Origin of the sequence: Brachybacterium kimchii (assembly GCF_023373525.1) — a bacterium.
Lineage (GTDB): Bacteria > Actinomycetota > Actinomycetes > Actinomycetales > Dermabacteraceae > Brachybacterium > Brachybacterium kimchii.
This window is the reverse complement of the sequence record NZ_CP097218.1, coordinates 2,725,465-2,745,285: the sequence shown is the minus strand read 5'-3', so window position 1 is coordinate 2,745,285 and position 19,821 is coordinate 2,725,465. Positions and strand designations below refer to the sequence as shown.

At 71.7% G+C, this 19,821-nt stretch carries 14 protein-coding genes; 8 read left to right on the top strand and 6 right to left on the bottom strand.

Annotation, left to right across the window (positions count from 1 at the left end; genetic code table 11):
* Positions 1 to 27: 27 nt before the first annotated feature.
* A complete protein-coding gene (locus M4486_RS12560) occupies positions 28 to 1,686 on the bottom strand; it encodes an FAD/NAD(P)-binding protein (protein ID WP_249477561.1) in 1,659 nt (552 codons plus the stop codon).
* A 249-nt stretch (positions 1,687 to 1,935) separates the two neighbouring features.
* Here M4486_RS12560 and M4486_RS12555 point away from each other — a divergent pair, with 249 nt between their 5' ends.
* The 5 genes from M4486_RS12555 to manA all read left to right on the top strand — a co-directional run bounded on the left by M4486_RS12555 (position 1,936) and on the right by manA (position 8,638).
* Positions 1,936 to 2,886, top strand: a complete 951-nt coding sequence (locus M4486_RS12555; RefSeq protein WP_249477559.1) for a serine hydrolase domain-containing protein — start codon at positions 1,936 to 1,938, stop codon at positions 2,884 to 2,886.
* A gap of 136 nt (positions 2,887 to 3,022) precedes the next feature.
* A complete protein-coding gene (locus M4486_RS12550; RefSeq protein ID WP_249477557.1) occupies positions 3,023 to 4,759 on the top strand; it encodes a pyruvate dehydrogenase in 1,737 nt (578 codons plus the stop codon).
* Between the two features lie 459 nt (positions 4,760 to 5,218).
* Positions 5,219 to 6,004 (top strand): transglycosylase family protein, encoded by a 786-nt coding sequence (locus M4486_RS19825; RefSeq protein ID WP_283257923.1) that lies wholly within the window; start codon positions 5,219 to 5,221, stop codon positions 6,002 to 6,004.
* Between the two features lie 146 nt (positions 6,005 to 6,150).
* Complete coding sequence (locus M4486_RS12540; RefSeq protein WP_249477556.1) at positions 6,151 to 7,401, top strand: hypothetical protein; 1,251 nt, start codon at positions 6,151 to 6,153, stop codon at positions 7,399 to 7,401.
* A 40-nt stretch (positions 7,402 to 7,441) separates the two neighbouring features.
* Positions 7,442 to 8,638: a mannose-6-phosphate isomerase, class I gene (gene manA / locus M4486_RS12535; RefSeq protein ID WP_249481132.1), complete on the top strand. Its 1,197-nt coding sequence runs from the start codon at positions 7,442 to 7,444 to the stop codon at positions 8,636 to 8,638.
* A gap of 33 nt (positions 8,639 to 8,671) precedes the next feature.
* Here manA and M4486_RS12530 read toward each other — a convergent pair whose 3' ends face one another.
* A complete protein-coding gene (locus M4486_RS12530) occupies positions 8,672 to 9,754 on the bottom strand; it encodes a MauE/DoxX family redox-associated membrane protein (protein WP_249477553.1) in 1,083 nt (360 codons plus the stop codon).
* A 101-nt stretch (positions 9,755 to 9,855) separates the two neighbouring features.
* Between M4486_RS12530 and M4486_RS12525 the strand changes: the two genes are divergently transcribed.
* Positions 9,856 to 11,307 (top strand): MFS transporter, encoded by a 1,452-nt coding sequence (locus tag M4486_RS12525; RefSeq protein ID WP_346731746.1) that lies wholly within the window; start codon positions 9,856 to 9,858, stop codon positions 11,305 to 11,307.
* Between the two features lie 241 nt (positions 11,308 to 11,548).
* Here the strand turns inward: M4486_RS12525 and M4486_RS12520 are convergent, their stop codons facing one another.
* Positions 11,549 to 12,901 carry a GAF domain-containing protein gene (locus tag M4486_RS12520; RefSeq protein ID WP_249477551.1) on the bottom strand — a complete coding sequence of 451 codons (1,353 nt, stop codon included), beginning with the start codon at positions 12,899 to 12,901 and terminating at the stop codon, positions 11,549 to 11,551.
* Between the two features lie 366 nt (positions 12,902 to 13,267).
* Between M4486_RS12520 and M4486_RS12515 the strand changes: the two genes are divergently transcribed.
* Together M4486_RS12515 and M4486_RS12510 are read left to right on the top strand one after the other, a co-directional pair.
* A complete protein-coding gene (locus M4486_RS12515) occupies positions 13,268 to 14,209 on the top strand; it encodes a glycosyltransferase family 2 protein (protein WP_249477549.1) in 942 nt (313 codons plus the stop codon).
* 40 nt (positions 14,210 to 14,249) lie between these two features.
* A complete protein-coding gene (locus M4486_RS12510; protein WP_249477547.1) occupies positions 14,250 to 15,266 on the top strand; it encodes a glycosyl hydrolase in 1,017 nt (338 codons plus the stop codon).
* Positions 15,267 to 15,358: 92 nt separating this feature from the next.
* Here the strand turns inward: M4486_RS12510 and M4486_RS12505 are convergent, their stop codons facing one another.
* Genes M4486_RS12505 through M4486_RS12495 form a run of 3 tightly spaced genes read right to left on the bottom strand, consistent with a single transcriptional unit; the run spans position 15,359 to position 19,814 of the window.
* Positions 15,359 to 16,777 (bottom strand): lipopolysaccharide biosynthesis protein, encoded by a 1,419-nt coding sequence (locus M4486_RS12505; protein ID WP_249477545.1) that lies wholly within the window; start codon positions 16,775 to 16,777, stop codon positions 15,359 to 15,361.
* Positions 16,774 to 17,961, bottom strand: coding sequence for an aminotransferase class I/II-fold pyridoxal phosphate-dependent enzyme (locus tag M4486_RS12500; RefSeq protein WP_249477543.1), 1,188 nt, complete (start codon positions 17,959 to 17,961; stop codon positions 16,774 to 16,776). Before M4486_RS12500 ends, M4486_RS12505 begins: the two co-directional genes overlap by 4 nt.
* Positions 17,958 to 19,814: a polysaccharide biosynthesis protein gene (locus tag M4486_RS12495; RefSeq protein ID WP_249477541.1), complete on the bottom strand. Its 1,857-nt coding sequence runs from the start codon at positions 19,812 to 19,814 to the stop codon at positions 17,958 to 17,960. The genes M4486_RS12500 and M4486_RS12495 overlap by 4 nt, the downstream gene beginning before the upstream one ends.
* Positions 19,815 to 19,821: the final 7 nt, after the last annotated feature.

Below are 19,821 nucleotides of genomic sequence, written 5' to 3'. Positions count from 1 at the left end.
CACTCCGCGTCCGACGGGGTGCTCCCGTCAGACGGGCTCGAGCTCGGTGGCGCGGAGATGGGCTGCGATCTCGGCGCCGATCCTGTCGGCCATCGCGAGGATCCGCCGGCAGCTCTCGAGGTGCCACACGCGCAGGGCGCTGTTGAGGTTCCCCGCGAGGAGCGGGCCCGCCACGAACACGCCGGGGGCGGCCTGGAAGTGCTCGTCCACCTGGAATCCCGTGCGCGAGGTCGAGGAGCGCAGCCCCGACTCGTCCTGGAGGGAGCGCAGGAAGCCGTCGCGGGTCTCGGCGACGTTCTCGAAGCCGGCGCAGTTGATGATCACGCCGAAGGTCCGGTCGAGGGTGGAGATGCCCTCCTCGGTCGAGGTCGTGACCCTCCAGCCGGCGGCGCTGTTCTCCGCGTGCTCGAAATGGCCGCGCACCGCGTGGACCCGCCCGGACTCCAGGAGCGCCGAGGCGGTGCGCTGGTAGTCGCCGCCGGTGGGTCGGGCGAAGCGCCCCACCTTGGTGCCGTAGACGTCGACGTAGAGCTTCTGCTCCGCCGCCGGCAGCCGCTCGAGGATCTGCGAGCACAGCTCCTTCAGCTCGTCCACGGTGTCCTGCTCGCAGAAGCCGCTGGCCATCGCGTCGTCCACGTCCCGCACGACCGCGTCGTACACGGCGCGGGCGGTGAGGTCCGCGTCGGGCGTGTGCGCGGCGTAGTCGGCGAGGTGCCGGGAGCGGTACTCGCTGCGACGGTCCGGGTGGACGGTCCAGGTGTCGGGGATGCCGTGGGTCGCGAGCACGGTCACGTGGTGGTCCCAGGCGCGCTCGAGGCCGGCGCGGACTGCCGCGTGCAGCAGCTCGAGCGCATCCGCGTTCGCGCCCACCACGAGGATGTCGCGGCTCGCGCCCTCGGGCATCTCCCGGATCGCGGCACGCGCCTCCTGCAGGAGGCGGTCCATGCCGTGGAGATGCGTGTCGTCGAGGAAGCGGCCGCTGCCGGCGTCCGCAGGATCGTGGCCGAGGATCCGGGTGGGCGGACTGCCGACGGCCAGGACGACGGAGCGCCCGCGGACGCGCGTCTCGCCTCCGGGTGCGCCATCGGCGCCGCCGGCGGCTCCACCCCCGGTGCAGGCGCCCGGTGCGGCGACGAGGATCTCGAGCTCGAGGTCGGCGCCCGTGCCGGTGCCCGCCCGGCGCAGCGAGGCGGCCTCGCCGGCGATCCGGAGGACCTCGACGTCGGACGTGCTCGCGAGGATCTTCTCGACGCGGCCGCGCAGGAAGTGGCCGAACAGTCGGCGGGGGATGAACAGCGCGTCCCACTCGCCGCATCGGATCTCCTCGGCGTGGTCCTCCGCCCAGTGCGGGGAGATGCCCAGCGACTCGTCGGCCGCCAGGATCCGCTCCTTCCGGGCCTCCAGCCAGGCGATGAAGTCCTGGCGGATGCCGTCGGGCAGGAACTCGTCGAGCGAGGTGACGATGAGCGACGCGCTGCCCGAGCGCGAGCCGTAGGGCAGGCCCGTGAACATGTCGTCGCTGCGATCGATGACCGCCACGCGGAGCCTGTCGGTCCCCGTGGCCCCCGTTCGCTGCTCCTCCAGGAGCCTCAGCAGGGTCGATGTCCCCGATACCCCTGCGCCGACGATGATGACGTCGGCCGATACGTCGTTCCTGATGTCTTCCGAGATCTTCTGAGTGCTCATCCGCGTTCTCTGTGAGGTTCCGTCTGCAGCAGGATCGGACGCGCTGCGGCCGGGGGGATCCGCTGCGTCCGAGGCGCCCGCCCACCGCGGGCGCGCCGCGTCGATCCTACTCCCGAGTACGGGCATTTCGCCCAGATCGGGCGACGAGGATCTCGTGCCCACCGTGCGTTCCGCATGCGGCCTGCCCGGATCCGCCGACGGGGCGGGATCCGCCCGCCCGGCGCGGCGCCGCGCGTCTAGGGTCGGGGCATGACTCCCGCGTCCGCCCCGTCCGCCGTGCCGTCGGCCCCCGTGCCCGATCCGCTGATCCTGCTGCCCCTGCGCCAGCGCATCCTCGAGAAGCGGCTCGGGGTCCGTGCGGTGCACCTGCACCGCGAGGGCCACGACGACCTCGAGGTGCGCTTCGTCGAGGACACCTCGGAGAATGTCTGGTCGGTGTCCAAGACGGTGACGGCGCTGGCCGCCGGCATCGCGCAGAAGGAGGGCCTGCTCGACCTCGAGGATCGCCTCATCGACCATCTGCCCGCACCCGCCGGCGGGTACGGACGCGGCATGGAGCTGGTGCGCCTGCGCCACCTCATCACGATGACCTCCGGGAACCCGGTCACCGTGTTCCTGGACTCCGAGCGCGAGGACCCGCACCTCACCGATCTGCTGCTGCGCACGCCGCTGGTGCGCGCACCGGGGGAGAGGTTCGAGTACTCCAACGGCTCGATCTTCCTGCTCGGGCGCACGATCGCCGAGCGCTCCCGCTCGAGCCTGCGCGACTACCTGCTGCCGCGGCTGTTCGAGCCGCTGGGGATCGTGAACCCCCAGTGGCACTCCGACCGCGAGGGCCGCACCTGGGGCGCGACCGGTCTCCACCTGCGCACCCGCGAGGTGGCCCGCATCGGCCGGCTCCTGCTGCAGCGCGGCGCCTGGGAGGGCGAGCAGCTGGTCCCCGCGGAATGGATCGACGCCATGCATGCCGAGTCGTCCTGGGTCCCCACCGGCGAGATGGAGCCGGAGAACACCCGCTACGGCTACGGCGTCTGGAAGTGCTCGGTGCCCGGGGCCTGGCGGGCCGACGGCGCCTTCGGCCAGTTCTCGATCGTGCTGCCGGACCAGCGCGCCGTCGTCACCCTCACCTCCCATCACGAGGCCGGGCCCACGCAGGAGATCCTCCGCGCGGTCTGGCAGGAGCTGCTGCCGCTGCTCTGAACCGCCGGACACGAGGCCCGACCTGTCTTCTCTCCCACGTCCGGGGGCTGGGCGCACCGGCGATTCACTAGGCTGGATCACGTCATGCGGCCCGCAGGACGGGGTCGCGGATCCGCCGAGTCGTCAGGAGCACGCCATGGCAGTCACCCTCGCCCAGCACCTCGTCACCCAGCTGCGGGACTTCGGTGTCGAGCGCATCTACGGGGTCGTCGGGGACTCCCTGAACCCGATCGTCGACGCCGTGCGCACCACCAAGGGCATCGACTGGGTGCACGTGCGCAACGAGGAGGCGGCCGCCTTCGCCGCCGGCGCCGAGGCGCGCGTGAGCGGGAAGCTCGCCGTCTGCGCCGGGTCCTGCGGCCCGGGCAACACCCACCTCATCCAGGGGCTGTACGACGCCCACCGCGACGGCGCCCCGGTGCTCGCGATCGCCTCGCACATCCCCAGCGGCAAGATCGGCACGGGCTTCTTCCAGGAGACCCATCCCGAGCGCCTCTTCCAGGAGTGCTCGCACTTCTGCGAGATGGTGAACTCCGGCCAGCACGGCGCGGACATGCTGCACATCGCCGCGCAGACGGCGCTCGCCAAGAAGGGCGTCTCCGTGCTCGTGATCCCCGGCGACGTCGCCGACGAGGAGGTCGGCTCGGGAGCCACCAAGGACCTCGCCACCCGCTTCGGCCGCGTCCAGCCCGATCCGGAGACGGTCGAGGAGCTCGCCTCCCTCGTGAACCGCGCGAACTCCGTGACCCTGTTCGCCGGGGCCGGCGTGCGCGGCGCCCGCGAGCAGGTGCTCGCTCTCGCCGAGGCCGTGAAGGCCCCCGTCGGCCATGCCTTCGGCGGCAAGGAGTGGATCCAGTACGACAACCCCTACGACGTGGGCATGAGCGGCCTGCTCGGCTACGGCGCCTGCTACGAGGCGATGCACGAGGCGGACCTCGTGATCCTGCTGGGCACCGACTTCCCGTACAGCGAGTTCCTCCCGCAGAAGGACGTGACCGTCGTCCAGATCGACGCCGACGGGTCCCGGCTGGGCCGTCGCGTCCCGCTGGAGCTCGCCGTGAACGGCGACGTCGCCCTGACCATCGACGCGCTGCTGCCGCTGGTGCAGCCCAAGCGCTCGAGGAAGTTCCTCGACTCGCTGCTGCGCAAGCACGAGAAGGCGCTCAAGGGCGTCGTCTCGGCGTACACCCGCAACGTCGAGAAGATGAAGCCGATCCACCCGGAGTTCGTCGCGGCGACCCTCGACGACCTCGCCGACGACGACGCGATCTTCACCGTCGACACCGGCATGTGCAACGTGTGGGGCGCCCGCTACATCACCCCCAACGGGAAGCGCCGCGTGTTCGGCTCGTGGCACCACGGCACGATGGCCAACGCGCTCCCGCAGGCCATCGGCGCCTCCGCCGGGAACCCGGGCCGCCAGGTCATCTCGATGTCCGGCGACGGCGGGCTCGGCATGCTGATGGGCGAGCTGCTCACCGTGAAGCTCCACCAGCTCGACACGAAGATCGTCGTCTTCAACAACTCGAGCCTGGGCATGGTCAAGCTCGAGATGCTCGTCGAGGGCCTCCCCGACTACGAGACCGACCACGAGCACGTCGACTTCGCGGCGATCGCCGCCGGCGCGGGCATCCACTCGGTGCGGATCACCGACCCCAAGAAGCTCAAGAAGGAGCTGGCGGCGGCCCTCAAGCACAAGGGCCCCGTGCTCATCGACGTGGTCACCGATCCGGCGGCGCTCTCGATGCCGCCCAAGGTCACCTCGCAGCAGATCCGCGGCTTCGCCATGGCCTCCACGAAGGTCGTGCTCGGCGGCGGCGTCGGCAAGATGCTGGACATGGCCGCCGCGAACGTGCGCAACATCCCGCGCTGAGGCGAGGGGCACTGAGGCCGCTGAGGCGCCCCGAGATCCTCTGAGACGCTCCGCGGCGTCCGCCCGCCGCCCATCATCGGCCGGCGGGGATCGTGACCAGGTTCTATGACGGATGACCGCCATTTCTGTCATAGAACCTGGTCACGGTCGCTCCGGACGACGTCCGTGCAGACGCGGCCTCCGCGTCCGAGCCGGCCGTGTGCGGCGGGTCCGGACCCGGCCAGGGCCGCCCGGTACGCGTCGCCGTGCGCGCTGTCGACCCGACATGCCGTGCCTGGGAGGTAAAAGTTCGGCAAAACGAGCGGCCGGATGTGGTCACGAGGCCTTCTCGCGGTGACGGGGCCGGTGCACGGTAAGGGGTATCCCACGACGGGACCGCAGGTCACGCGTTCGCGTACCGGTGTTCCTCCTCGTCCTCCCCGCCCTTCCCCCGCTTCCCGCATCCCCCAGGAGCACGTCATGTCCGAAGCCCGCCGCACCCCCACCCATCGCGCCGAGGGCGCAGCCGTCTACTTCCGCGGGACGCGCGTCGCCCCGAAGCTCGCCGCCGCGACCGGCGGCGCCGTGATCGCCGCCGGGCTGGGCATGGCCGGCGCGGGCGTCGCCGAGGCCAGCACCCCCGCCGTCTGGGACGACGTCGCCCAGTGCGAGTCGAGCGGCAACTGGTCGATCAACAACGGCAACGGCTTCTACGGCGGCCTGCAGTTCACCCGTTCGACCTGGATCGCCTACGGCGGCGGCACATACGCGTCGACCGCGGACAAGGCCACCAAGGCCGAGCAGATCGCGATCGCCCAGCGCACGCTGCAGGACCAGGGCCCCGGCGCCTGGCCCGTGTGCAGCGCCCGCGCGGGCCTGACCAAGGCCAACGGCGGCGCCTCCTCGAGCGCGACGCCGTCGAGCAGCTCGAGCTCCTCGAAGTCCTCGAGCTCGACCTCCGGCTCCTCGAAGTCCGGCTCGACCGGCTCGTCCTCGAGCGGCAGGCTCGTGGTCGACGGCAAGTTCGGACCGAAGACCACCGCGAGCCTGCAGTCGTGGGTCGGCGTGAAGGCCGACGGCTCCCTGTCCACGAGCGACATCAAGGCCCTCCAGAAGAAGGTCGGCGCGGTGCAGGACGGCAAGATCGGCTCGGAGACCACGCGCAAGCTGCGCGCGAAGATCGGCTACTCGAACAACGGCGTGTGGGACTTCCGCACCTCCTACTCGACCGTCCGGGCCCTGCAGATCCACCTCAACGGCAACTGATCCGCCGCGGGCGGGGCCTTCCGGGGCCCGGCCCGATTCCCGCCGGTCACATGCATTCCGCCCGGTCGTCGCGTCGCGACGACCGGGCGGTGGTGCGTGTGCGACAGTGTGGACGTGCGGCCGGGGAGCACCGGCCCGTCGTCCCCATGTCGGATCGCGGAGGAATGATGGCCGGTCTCGTCCACCCCGAGAGCATCGAACTGTGGCGGGACTGGGCTCGCTCCCGCGGAGGACTTCCGCGGCACCGCGGCTCGGTCGCGGATGCGGTCCGCACGCTGCGCGGCACGCGTGGTCGCGACGACCACTGGGAGGAGCCCCGGTGGGTGCTGCACTCGCGCGAGGGCGAGACCTCGGCACGGGTGGTCATCGGTCTCGAGGACGCCTCCCCGCGCAGCCGCGCCGCCCTGCTCGCCTTCCTCCCGTACCTGCGCGTGGGCGTCGACGTGATCGCCCCGCGCGGCCTGATCGCCCCTGAGCTCGGCGGGCACGACTGGCGCCGGCGGGCGTTCGAGTCCGCGCGCGACGCCGTCCCCTCCGATGCCGCCGCGGTCGTCACCGCCGGTCAGGGCGGGCCGACGGGCGCCGCCCTGCACTCGGTCGCCGAGCGCCGCGGCCTGCAGTCCTTCGTGGTCCAGACCGATGTGCTGACCCCGTACGCCGCGCCGCTGCCGGCGGAGGCGACCGTGCTCTCCTGGTCCGCCGACGACGCCGACTTCTGGCGCTCCGGACGCGAGGACCTCACCCTGCTGGCGGTCGGCTCCCAGCGGCTCTGGCAGCTGGGGCACCACAGCGGGGAGGACGACCCGACGGCCGAGGGCACCGGGAAGGGCCGCGGAGGCGGCGGCGGAGGCGGCGAGGACGACGCCGAGACGCGCAGCGACGACGGCGCGGGGACACGGGCCGACGCGGGCGCCGACGCGTCGGACGAGGGGGTCGACGACCAGGCCGATCCGACGTCCGTGCCCTCGCCCGTCGTGCTGGGACAGCTCTCGCGCATCGAGCTGCCGAGCCGTCTCGCCGCCCGCGCGGCCTCCTCGTTCTGCCGCGACGGCGTCGCCCGCTACCTGCCCGAGGCGGGGGAGACCGGGAGGCTCGCCCGCACCCAGCACCGGCTCTGGGAGCGACGGGGCATCGAGGTGCTGCCCGCGGGCACGGATCCGCTGACCCTGCGCGCACCGGTGGTCTCGATCCTCGCCGCGGAGGTCCTCGAGGTCGCCGCCCGCGGTGGAGAGGCGTGGGTGCACGCGCCGGGAGCGCCCGGCTGGGTCCACGAGTTCTGGCACCGCTACGGGATGCGCCGCCACGGCACGCCCACCCCGGCGCCCGCCATGCCCGAGGAGGAGCCCGCCGCGCGCATCGCCCGGGAGGTCGAGAACCGCGTCGAGGGTGTCGCATGACGACCTCCAAGTACCGCGTCACAGAGTGCATCGCCGCATGATGCGTTCGATTGACGGCCGGATCCAGCATTATGCGTGGGGGTCTTACACACAGTTGCCTCGTTTCCTCGGTCAGCCGTCGGACGGCAGGCCGTGGGCCGAGGCGTGGTTCGGAAGTCATCCGCTGGCGCCTTCTCTCCTGGACGATGGCCAGACATTGATGGATCTCGTGGCTTCCGATCCCCCCATGCAACTTGGAGGCGGTGTCGCTCGCAGCTTCGGTGGTGAGCTCCCGTTCCTCCTCAAGGCGATCGCGCCTGAGCGGCCACTCTCACTACAGGTACATCCGAATCAGGACCGCGCTGAGGAGTCCTTCGCCGCGGAGAACGCCGCAGGCCTCCCCTTGGAGTCCTCCCGGCGCAGCTATCGGGACCCGAAGCACAAACCGGAGCTCCTCGTCGCACTGGAGCCGTTCACGGCGCTGTGCGGATTCCGGGCACCTCGCCGAGCCACCGAGATCCTCGAAGGTCTTGGCACGGATCTCTCCGATCGCCTGCATCTGCTCCTGGTGGAGAACCCCGATGCACGCGGCATGCATGCGGCCCTGCGCGTACTCCTCTCGCCTTCGCTCCGCCCCGGACCATCGCTCGTGCAACAGGTCGTCGGAGCTTGCCGTGATCGTGAGCGACGCGGTGCATCCCCGTCGCCTCGCATCGATCGCATCGTTGTCGAGCTGGCGGAGCACCATCCAGGCGATGCGGGCGTCGTCGCTGCACTCCTGCTCAACCCTGTGTCACTGCAGCCGGGCGAGGCTCTCTTCATCCCCACGGGTACACTCCACGCGTACCTCAGCGGGTTCGGGATCGAAGTCACTGCAGCGAGTGACAATGTGCTCCGTGCCGGCCTGACCGAGAAGCGCGTGGATGTCGACGAACTGCTGCAGTGCGTGAGCGTCGTCGCTGCGCCGCCGGTTCGGATAGCGCCCGAGCGACGCAGTGAGATCACCGAGTCTTACTACGCCCCTGTTGATGACTTCGAAGTCTCCTTCACCACTCTTCACGGGGCGACCCACTCGGGGGCGTGGCCGATGCTGGGCAATGGTCCGAGGATCGTGCTCGGCCTCGAAGGGACTCTTCTCCTCGAGTCGGCGACCAGCAGCATCGCGGTGCGCTCCGGGCAGGCTGTCTTCGTCCCCGCCTCCGAGGGGGAGGTCTACGTTCGAGGCTCCGGCCGCATTGTGCAAGCGTGCGTTCCCTGATCGCTCCGCTTCCGGATCCGGCATTTGCCGGGTTCAGGCCGATGGCGAGACGAGCTCCCCTCTCTCCCTCGCCTGCCCGATCTGCTCGATGATCTCCTCGACGAACGCAGTCACGCCCTCCGCGCCGGCGACGGGGCCGCCTGCCAGCAGTCCGTCGGCCCCCAGCAGGACGGCGGCAGGGGAGGAGTCAGCCCGGAGTGAGATCGCAAGGTTGCCCTCGATGTCCCTGGCAAGGCTGTCGCCGGCGCGCTCTCGCACGGACGGGGCGAGGCTCGCCGGATCCGCACGGACGAGCGTGCGCACGCTCACGGTCTCCTCGAGTGCCGCGCGCCAGGGCCCGACCGCGTTCAGCACCCTCTCGCACGGACCGCAGCCGGGACGCACCCAGATCAGCAGCGCCGCGCGCTCGGCGGTCAGTGACGCGAGGGAGACGAGCTCCTCGCCGCTCCTCTGCAGCATGCCGAACGGCGTCGGCGTGCGCTCGTAGTCGAGATCCGCATCGTCCGCAGAACCCGTTCGCGGACCCACGGCGTCCGACCGCTCGTGCGCGGAGGGGCGATCGCCGACGGTGGCCGTGCCCGGTCCGGTCTCACTCCGGCGCGAGGTGCCTCCGAGGGTGAGCAGAGTGAGGGTCCCCGTGAGGAGCACCGCGAGGACAAGCTGCACCAGGAGCCCGGACGCGTCCGCGACCGCGTGTGCGGGGAGAGAGCGGGCGGTGCCGATCACCGTGAGAGCCCCCAGCGCCAGCAGCAGCGTGTTGCGCACGAGGGTGGTCCGGGAGACCGTCGGCGAGCCCAGGGTTCCGAAGCATGAGCAGGACACGGACTCTTCGAATCCGAGGGCCCTGGCGATGATCGCCCAGTAGAGGACGAGCAGCACGACGATGAGCACGGAGAATGCGAGGGGCACGAGAGGAACTGGCAGCCAGATCCCGAGCGCGAGCGCGATCTCCGCACCGGGCAGAAGCAGCGCCGCAGTGGCGTGGGCGCGTGGAAGGGGCAGGCGCAGGGACACCATCGCGTCCTGTGTTCCGCGCCTGTCCCCGAGCTTCGCGGCACCGCTGATCAGCAGCGTCAGACTGATCAGCAGCTGGGCGGTGAGCAGCAGGATCGGCACCGAACCAGGGTACTCGAGCCGCCGCTGTTCGCGAGATGCCCCGCACAGGAGCGCCTGCACACGCCATCCCACCCCTCGACACCCTCCGTATCCTTGATCGGGTGAGCGCTCCCGACCCCAGCACCCGTCCTGCCCCGACCGCCCAGGCGCCCGCGCACCCTCGCCGGGTGCTGTTCGTGCTCCTGCTCCCCCTGTTCATGGCGCTGGTCGCGGTCTCGGTCATCAACGTCGCGCTCACGCCCATCGGCCACTCCCTGAAGGCCGACTCCGAGGGCCTGCAGTGGGTGCTCTCCGGGTACGCCCTCGCCTTCGCCGTGCTGCTCGTCCCTGCCGGGCGCGTGGGCGATGCGACCGGCAAGAGGCGCATCCTGCTCCTCGGCGTCGGCCTGTTCACCCTGGGGTCCCTGATGGCCGGGCTCTCGCCGAACGTGGGAGTCCTGAACGTCTCGCGGATCCTGCAGGGCCTCGGCTCGGGACTGCTGAACCCGCAGTCCATCGGCCTGATCCAGGTGAACTTCCGCGGCCAGGCCCGCGCGAAGGCCTTCGCGATGTTCGGCACCACGGTCGCCGTCGCGACCGCCGTCGGCCCCGTCATCGGCGGCCTGCTCATCCAGGTCCTCGGCGAGGACATGGGCTGGCGCTGGATCTTCTTCTCCAACGTCCCGATCGGCATCCTCGCGATCGTGCTGGGCCTGCTGTGGATCCCCAACGACAAGCTGCGCACCAAGGACACCAAGCCGGACCTCGACCCCGTCGGCACGATCCTGCTCGGCCTCGCGATCCTCATGATCATGCTGCCGTTCCTCGAGCGCTCGGTGTCCGCGCTCGTGTGGCTGCTGCTGCCGCTCGGGCTGCTGCTCGTCTTCGGCTGGGTGACCTGGGAGAACCGCTACCGGCGCGGGGGACGCCCGCCGATGGTGGACCCCGACATCTTCCGGAGCCCGCCCTTCCGCAACGGCATCATCATCGTCACCGTCTACTTCCTGGGCTCCACGAGCATCTGGATCGTGCTGCCGCTGTTCCTGCAGATGCATCTGGACCGTACACCCTTCGAGGCCTCCATCATCGGCCTGCCGTCCTCGGTCGCGGCGATGATCTCCTCGCAGCTCGGCGGTCGCTATGTGCTGCGCCTGGGCAGGCGACTCGTGATCGCTGGCTTCGTCGTCGTCCTCGTCGGCCTCGCCCTGGTCGCGGTCATGGCCGGCGTCGTCGAGAGCGGCGTCCTGCCGTTCTGGACCCTCGCGGTGCCGCTCACGCTGGTGGGCATCAGCCAGGGCATGACGATCTCCCCGAACCAGACCCTCACCCTGAACGCGGTGGACCCGCGCTACGGCGGCGTCGCCGGCGGCATCCTGTCGCTGGGCCAGAGGATCGGTGCGGCCGTCGGCACGGCACTCATCCCCGGCATCCTGTTCTCCCTCACGGAGAACGGCACGCCCTGGGTGGAGGCCTTCATCATCACCCTCACGGTGATCATGCTGATGGCGATGGCGGCGCTCGGCGTCAGCGTCGTCGACCGCAAGCGCGAGAGGGTCACCGGGACCGACGCCTGACCGGGAATGCGTGGGGTTCCGACGACGGCCGCAGGTGGGGGTCCAGCGGAGGCGGGGGCTTGGCTGGGGCGCTACGGGGGCAGCGCGCCTGCCGACCGTCGTCGGTTGCTCGAAAGCTACGCGGCGGGACGTTGCACGAAGGTTGCACGCGCGTGATCGCCACGGTGACGCAGAGCAACATTCCGTTGCTCCTGCTGGTCACGGGTCCGTGCTGGAGGGCCGTCCGTCGGCTCCCGGGTGCTCAGCGGACGTCCGCGCGCGTCCGCTCCTCCTGCTCCTCCGCCTCGAGAGCCTCCGCACGGGCGGCCGCGGCGGCGCGCTCGGGGGCATCGGGCGGGGCCAGGGTGAGCACGGCCATCAGCACCTCGAGGTCGCTCTCGTTCTCGGGGAGCTGGGCGTACCGCCACAGCTGCTCGTGGTCGGCGTTCTCGAGCATGAGCGCCCGCACCACGGCCGACGTCCGCTCGCGCAGCCGTCGGATCTCCGGCGCCTCGCTGGCGGGCAGCAGGCGGCCCTCGTAGTGCGCGAGGACCTCGTCGACGTCCCCGCCGTCCACCGCGGCGCGCGTGCGCAGCAGGTCGCTGTCGAGCTCTCCCTGCAGGTGGTAGGGGCGCGAGTCGAGTGACAGCGCATCGCCCGCGAACCCCTGGAGGACGCGGCGCAGGCGCAGCACCTCGGCGCGCACCGTGCCCACCGCATCGACCGACCCGTACAGGGACTCCGCGAGCTCGCCGGCGCCCAGCCCGTCGGGATGCAGATGCAGCAGGGTCAGCAACTCCGCGTGGCGGCCGGAGAGGCACGCCGTGACCCGTCCGCGCCGGATCAGTGAGGTGCGCCGGCCGGTGAGCAGCAGCTCGAGGTCGCCGGTGCGCGGGTCCGCCACGGTCCGCTGGAAGCGCAGCATCGGGGCGGGATCCGCCGCCTCGTCCCCGCGGTGGGGGAGCTCCGCCTGGGCGGCGCGGGCGGCGGCCCGCAGCAGGGGCAGCACGAGCGGGCCGACGGCGCGTTCGTCCCCGGTCACGTCGATGACTCCGAGGACCTCGCCGCTCGCGGGGTCCAGCAGTGGCACCGCGCTGCAGCTCCAGCCCTGGATCACCTCGACGTAGTGCTCCGCGCCGGCCACCTGGATCGCGCTGCCGCTGGCCAGGGCGAGCGCCGGGGCGTTCGTGCCCATGGCGTCCTCGGACCAGTCCGCGCCCACCACGAAGCCGACGTCCTCGGCGAGGGTGCGCTGCGGCGAAGGGCCCTCGAGCCACAGCAGCCGTCCCTGCTCGTCGCCGAGCGCGACCAGCAGCCCGGCCTCGACGGCGGGTTCGATCAGCCGCTCGTGGAGCATGGGGAGGACGGCGCTGAACACGTGCCGACGACGGACCTCGGCGAGCTCGGCGCCGGAGACGCCCGCGCGCACGGGCGCCGACGCATCGCGGGGGAGCAGGTCCAGGGATCGCCGCCAGGACTCGAGCACAGGGCCGCGGACCATGCTGCGCTCGTTCTCGGGCGAGGTCGCCGCGGGCAGGTCCTCGTGCGCCCGCAGCACCCCGTGCTGGTATCCGGCGTCCGTGGGGAGCCGGCCGGCGCGGGAGGGCAAGTGCATGTGCCACCTCCCGGTGCGGCAGCGCCCCCGACTCTCGATGCGCGCCGACGATCCGAGCGTACGCCACGAAACGGACTTACCGGAGGGGAAGCGAAGCTCGCCGCGCACGGGCGCGGGGCGCTGCGGACGGCGCAGCAGCCGCCGTCGCGGGCGTCACGGGGAGTGGCGTGCGCCGCGAGCCCCGGACGCCGTCGGCCATCCGAGAGTGAGCGCACATCGGTTGCCTGCGCCGGAGAGTGGGCCTGTATGATCCGAAATGTACGTTTTGGGAGTGGGTTCCGGCCGCATACGTGGTCGAGGCCAGGCGTGCGCCGCCGCCTCGACGCTCCCATCATCAGAACGCGCTCGCGAAGAACTGAGGGACCCGTGTCCGCCGAACCAGCCCCGCGCATCAGCGTCATCATCCCGGTCTTCAACGGCGAGCCCTTCCTCTCGGAGCAGCTGGACGCGCTCGCCGCCCAGGACTTCGCCGAGCCCTGGGAGCTCATCATCTCCGACAACGGCTCGACGGACGGCACCCGGGCCCTGGCGATGTCCCGCCGCGGATCGTTCCCCGCGCCCCTGCGCATCCTGGATGCGAGCGCCGAGCGCGGCGTCAACTTCGCGCGCAACGCCGGGATCCTCGCGGCCCGGGCCGAGAAGATCGCGTTCTGCGACGCGGACGACCGCGTCTTCCCCACCTGGCTGCGCGCGGCATTCGACGAACTCGACACGCACGAAGTCGTCCAGGGCCCCCTCCACGTCATGCGCACCGCCCGGGATTCGAACCCGCCCGTCCTGCGCCACGCGATCGCCGAGCGGACGGCCGCCTGCGGGAACCTCGGCATCCGTCGGGAGACCCTCGACCGGCTCGGCGGGTTCGACGTCTCCTGCGTGCGCTACGGCGTCGCCGACATCGAGTTCGCCTCCCGGATGTGGAAGGCGGGCGTGAGGGACGTGCTGGTGCCGGAGTTCGGGATCGACTACCGGCTCATGGAGTCCTCCTGGGGCTTCCTGCGCAAGATCTGGTCCAGCTGCATCGCCGAGGTCGAGGTGTGGCGCCGCCACCCCGAGGCCTACCCGGACAAGCAGGGGCGGGGCTATGTCGCCCGCGAGGCGCTCCTGTTCGTCCCGCACATCGTGACCGCCGCGCGCGGCGGCGGGCTGCGGCGAGCGGTGCGCGTGGTCATCACGCTCGCAGCGCACGCGGTGGCCATGCTGCCGCCGGCTCCCGAGCTGCCCGAGCCGCGGCTGCTGGACTCCATGCCGGCAGTTCCCGAGGTCGGGGCCGACGAGGCAGGGGTCGACGACGAGCGCGTGGCGAACTGACGGCGCCCGGATCGCGCGGCGCAGCCTGCTCGCCGGAGCCGTGATCGCTGCCAGCGCGATCCCGGGCGTCCGGCCGGGCCCTCCCTCGCAGCCCGCGTGCGGCGGCTCCCTGCGGTTCGGCTTCACCGGCGCGGAGGTCCACGACGCCTCCGCGCTCGACGACGCCCTCGCGCAGCTCGAGGAGATGGCAGCACTCGGCGCCAGGGTCGTGCGCTGCGGGATCGGCGACACCCAGGTGCTGCGCAGCTGGGGGACCAGCGCGCAGAGCGCCTCGCTCGCACCCGACAGGGTCAGCGCGATCCACCGCGTGTTCGCGCGCGCCCGGGAGCTCGGCATGGACGTATGGATGATGCTCATCGTGAGCTACCCCGACGAGTCCGCGTCCGCGGCCGACTGGAAGAGGAAGACCGAGCAGTGGTGGCAGCTCGTCGCCGAGGAGTTCGCCGACGAGGTCGCGGTCGTCCAGATCTTCAACGAGGCCGACGGCTCCCACTACCGCTTCCACACGGAGATCGCGGACTCCGATCGGGACTCCTACTACGGGGAGCTCGCCGAGCTGCTCGCGGCCGCCTCGAAGACCTTCCACGCCATGTCCCCGCACGTGCAGGTCACTACCAATCTCAGCGGATGGCCCTCCGGCGACCGGGTGCAGGCGCGGTGGGAGCGCGCACTGGACGTGATCGCCTCGTCGCTCGATCTCGTCACCGTCGACATCTACTTCGACCACGCCGTGGACGACACCGAGATGCCCCGCTTCCCCGCGCGCATCGCCGCGCTGCGGCGCCGCTACGGCAAGCCCGTGGCGATCGGCGAGATCGGCGACCCCACGCAGGGATCCGCACGGAAGGAGCGGGCCCAGCAGCAGTACTACGAGCAGTACGTGCGGCTGCTGCGGGGGCTGGACCTCAGCTATGCCGTGTTCTACCAGTACCGGGACCGGGCGGCGACCACGGATGCCGAGGCCACGTTCGGGATCACCCGCGCCGACGGCACGGCCAAGCCCGCCCACCGCTGGCTCGAGAACCATCCGCTGCCCTGGAGCTGCGGGCCCGCCTGAGTCCTGCGCCCTGCACCCTGCGCCCTGTGCCCTTGGACCTGGGGTCTGGCCACCGAGCTCCGGGACCTGGGCTCGGGAACTAGCGCGGCACGTCAGGTGTGCGAGGGATCCACCTGGGCCACGTCGGCCTGCTCCGACGGCGCGGCGTCCCGCGCCTCGCGCCTCTCCCGGCGCCGACGCAGGGCGTCGCGCGTATAGAGCACACCCATCAGGGTCTCGGTCACGATCATCGCGCAGCCGATGCCGTGCGCGCCCCACAGGCTGCCGGTGACGAACAGCAGCACCAGGTGCTCGCAGGCGCCGATGAGGGCGAAGCGGGCGACGAGGCGGAAGCGGTGCTCGGCGGTCGCCTTGAGCATCAGGGCCGTCTCCACACCGCCGATCGCGAGGGCGATGCCGACCAGCTGCGTGACACCGGCCGCAGGCGCCATGTCGGCTCCCAGGTACCAGGGCACCACCATCGGCGCGAAGATCACCAGGCACAGCCCGGCGACGACGTACGCGCTCATGATGCCGATGAGGATCATGCGCTGGAGGGAACTGGTCCCGGGGCCCTCCGAGTGCCCTCGGGTCATGCGGGGGAGCATCGCGTCGACGACGCCGCGCATCACCCCGCGCGCCGCGTTCCCGAAGCGCTCGGCGGCGCTGAAGTAGGCGACGGCCGTCGGGCTGGAGACGACGCCGAGCACGACGGAGTTCGCCGAGCCCATGATGATGCTCGCGACGTTGGAGAAGAACATCGGGGTGGAGTCCCGCAGCGCCTCGAGGGTCTCGCTCGCGCGGGGGCGCACCACGTGCACGTCCTTCCACCACCACAGGATGATCACCCAGCTGGAGACGGCGCTGAGGGCGAGGGGGAACTGCTGCCACGTCATCGCCAGCCAGTCGTCGTCGGCCGAGTTCACGGTGAACACCAGCAGGACGAGGGCGACCAGGCGCGAGACCGCGGTGAGCAGGGCGAACGCCTTCACCCGACCGGTGCCCTGCAGCAGCCACTTGGGATACATCGCGCCCACTCCGATGAGGAGCAGACCGATCAGGTAGATCGGCCACTGGTCGTGCAGGCCCGGCACGATCAGGACCACGAGCATGAGCACGGCGCTCGCGACGAGCCACAGCCCCGCGGTCGCGGCGAGCGTCGCGAAGGCGACCCGCGACCGTTCTGCGCGGGTCCGGGCGATCGCGATCCTCCGAAGCGCGCTCATCCCGAAGCCGAAGTCGGTGAACTGGACCACGAGCTGCAGCACCGCGAGGGCGAACATGAAGCGACCCAGGTCCTCGACGCCGAAGACGCGCGCGAGCAGGGGGAGCGAGACCAGCGGGTACGCGAAGGACGCGAGGTACCCGAGACCGACGGCGAGGGCGTCGGAGGCGACCCGCCGTGTGGTGTCCACCGGCGGCGGCACGTGGTCGGCGGGATCCTCGCCCGCCGGACCGGCACCCGCCGGACCAGCGCCCGTCGGGCCGTCAGGGGCCCGGCGGGGCTGCTGCTCGTCGTGGTCCTGGGTCATAGGCGGTCACCGGAGGCGACGGGCCGGGCCGCCGAGGCCCGAGGTGCGGCGGTGCGGAGGATGACGCGGATCCGTTCGCACACCTCGCTGATGTCCTCGGGGGACGACGCCGGCGAGCTCGGCAGGCTCAGGCCCGTGCGGTAGAGCCGGTCGGCAACGCCGTTCAGCAGGCGGGGGTAGCGCTCCGCATCCGCGAACACGGGCTGGCCGTGCATCGGGGCGAAGACGGGGCGCGATTCGATGCCGTCCTCGGCGAGCAGGGCCTGCACGGCCTTCGCGTCCGTGCCCGCGACCTCGGGGTCGATGAGCACGGAGCTCATCCAGCAGTTGTCGCCGCGGTCCGCGCCGCCCAGGATCTCCAGCCCGGGCAGCTCCTCGGCCAGGGCCCGGTACTGGGCCCGGTGGGAGCGGCGGGCGGCGATGAAGTCGTCGAGCTGCTCGAGCTGTGCGAGACCGAGTGCCGCGAGGATGTTGGAGAGCCGGTAGTTGAACCCGATCTCGCGGTGCTCGTAGTGGAGCACGGGTTCGCGCGCCTGCGTGGCGAGATGGCGTGCACGATCGGCCAGCGCCGGATCGTCGGTGAGCACGGCGCCGCCCGAGGACGCGGTGGCGATCTTGTTGCCGTTGAAGGAGAACGCCGAGACGAGACCGGCCGAGCCCGCGCGGCGGCCCTGGGCGTCGGTCGCCCCGAGGGACTCGGCGGCGTCGACGACGAGGGGCACCCCGTGGGCGTCCGCGATCGACTGCAGGCGGTCGTGGTCGGCGACCTTGCCGTAGAGGTCGACGGCCAGCACCGCGCCGACCCTGCGGCCGGAGTCCCCGATCTCGCCGAGGGCGCGGTCCACCAGGGCCGGGTCGATGCTGCCCGTCTCGTCGGAGTCCACGAACATCGGCGTGGCCTGCGCGAGGACGATCGAGGACGCCGAGGCGATGAACGTCAGCGTCGGGCACACGACCACGTCGCCGGGACGCACGCCCGCGACGAGCAGGGCCAGGTGGAGGGCGGCGGTCCCGGAGGAGACCGCGACGGCCCGGTCGCGCCCCGCGAGCTGCGCGGCGCGCGCCTCGAAGGCGTCGAGCTGCGGGCCGGCGGGGGCGATCCATCCGGACTCGACGGCGGCGATGAGAGCGTCGCGCTCGCGCGCGCCGACAGTGGGGACGGACAGGGGGATCCTGGGACTCATCGGCTGGAGACCTCCTCGACGGGGTGGAGCGCGGCGCTGCCGCGGAAGGTGTCCGCGCCGTCCAGGACGGAGCGGCCGAAGGTGACGATGCTGTCGAGATCCGACTCGGGCTGCGGCAGCGTCACGGGATCGATGGGATGGCCGAGGACGTGGAACACACGATCGTGGCGACCCACCACGTCCTTCTCGTCCGGGGTGAACAGGACCTCGTGCAGCTTCTCGCCGTGGCGCAGGCCCGTGTAGCGGATGGGGCAGGTGGTGTCCATCAGCGCCATCATCCGGCGGGCGATGTCGACGATCCGCACGGGGCTGCCCATGTCGAGCACCAGGATCTCGCCGCGGTTGCCCACGGCGCATGCGAACAGCACGAGCGCGCAGGCCTCGGGGATCGTCATGAAGTAGCGGGTGACGTCCTCGTCGGTCACCGTGACCGGACCGCCGTGGCGGATCTGCTCGGCGAAGGCCGGGATCGCCGAGCCGCGGGAACCGATGACGTTCCCGAAGCGGACGGAGGCGAACACGGCGTCGGTCGTGGCGGCGGCGCTCGCGGTGAGGCCCTCGGCCACGCGCTTGGAGGCGCCCAGCACGCTCGTCGGGTCGGCGGCCTTGTCCGTGGACACGTTCACGAAGCGCTGGACGCCGTGGCTGCGGGCGGCGGCGATCACGTTCTGGGTGCCGTGGACGTTGGTCTTCCACGCCTCCTCGGGGTAGCTCTCGAGCATCGGCAGGTGCTTGAGGGCGGCCGCGTGGAACACGATCTCGGGGCGGTGACGGGCGAAGACCTCGTCGAGCGCCTCGGGGTCCCGGATGTCCGCGAGCACGAAGTCCGGGGTGTCCAGGAGGGCGGAGCCGCTGAGGCTCATCGAGAGCGCATGGAGTGCGGACTCGTCGCGATCGAGCATGATCAGCGAGGCCGGGTCCATCGCGTGGATCTGTCGGCACAGCTCGGAGCCGATGGACCCGCCGGCGCCGGTGACGAGCACGCGGTGTCCGGTGATCATCGAGCGGGCGAGCGTGAGGTCCGGGAAGCTCGTCGGCCGGCCGATGAGGTCCGCGACGTCGATGTCTCGGATCGAGCCGACCCCGGGCTTCACGCCCAGCATCTCACGAGCCGACGGCACGGTGCGGACCCAGTGGTCCGTCCCCGCGAGCTGCTCGGCGATGTCCGCATAGAGATCGGCGTCGGCCCGGCCGATCGCGACCACGGCGCCCTCGGCGCCGGTCTCGCTGATCACCTCGGCGAGCTGGGAGGTGGTCCCCCTGACCCTCACCCCGCGGAAGCTGAAGCGCCGACGCGCGGTGTCGTCGTCCACGAAGGCGACGGGCAGGTACGCGCCGTCCTTGTCGCGCAGCATCTGCTCGACCAGCGTAGTGCCGACGAGCGACGCGCCGACGACGACCACGGGCGTGCCCGAGAGAGGACGGCTGCCCCGGTCGAGCCACACGCGCAGCAGGAACCGCGACGTGCCGGCGAGGACGACGGTCAGTGCCCACGCCAGCAGGATCTCGACGAGCGCGCCCGTGCCCGCGGTGGCGAGACCGACGATCAGGACGGCGACGAGCGGCACCAGGCTGGTCGCGACCAGCAGGCGGAACTCGGCCGCGGACCCGATCGCGACCCGCCGCAGGTACAGGCCTGTGACCAGGCCTGCCGCGAACTGGACGATGACTGCGACCGCGCCGAGCAGAAGCGTCTCCAGCGGCGCCAGACGCGAGGAGATCAGCAGGACGAAGGCCCAGGAGACGATCGCGAGGACTGCGTCGGACGTCCCGAGGACGGCGACCGCGACCTGTGGCGCGTTCCTCTGGAGCCCTGGACGCTCCGCTCTGCTCTGGTCGGTTTCCGTGTTCATGGTTTCC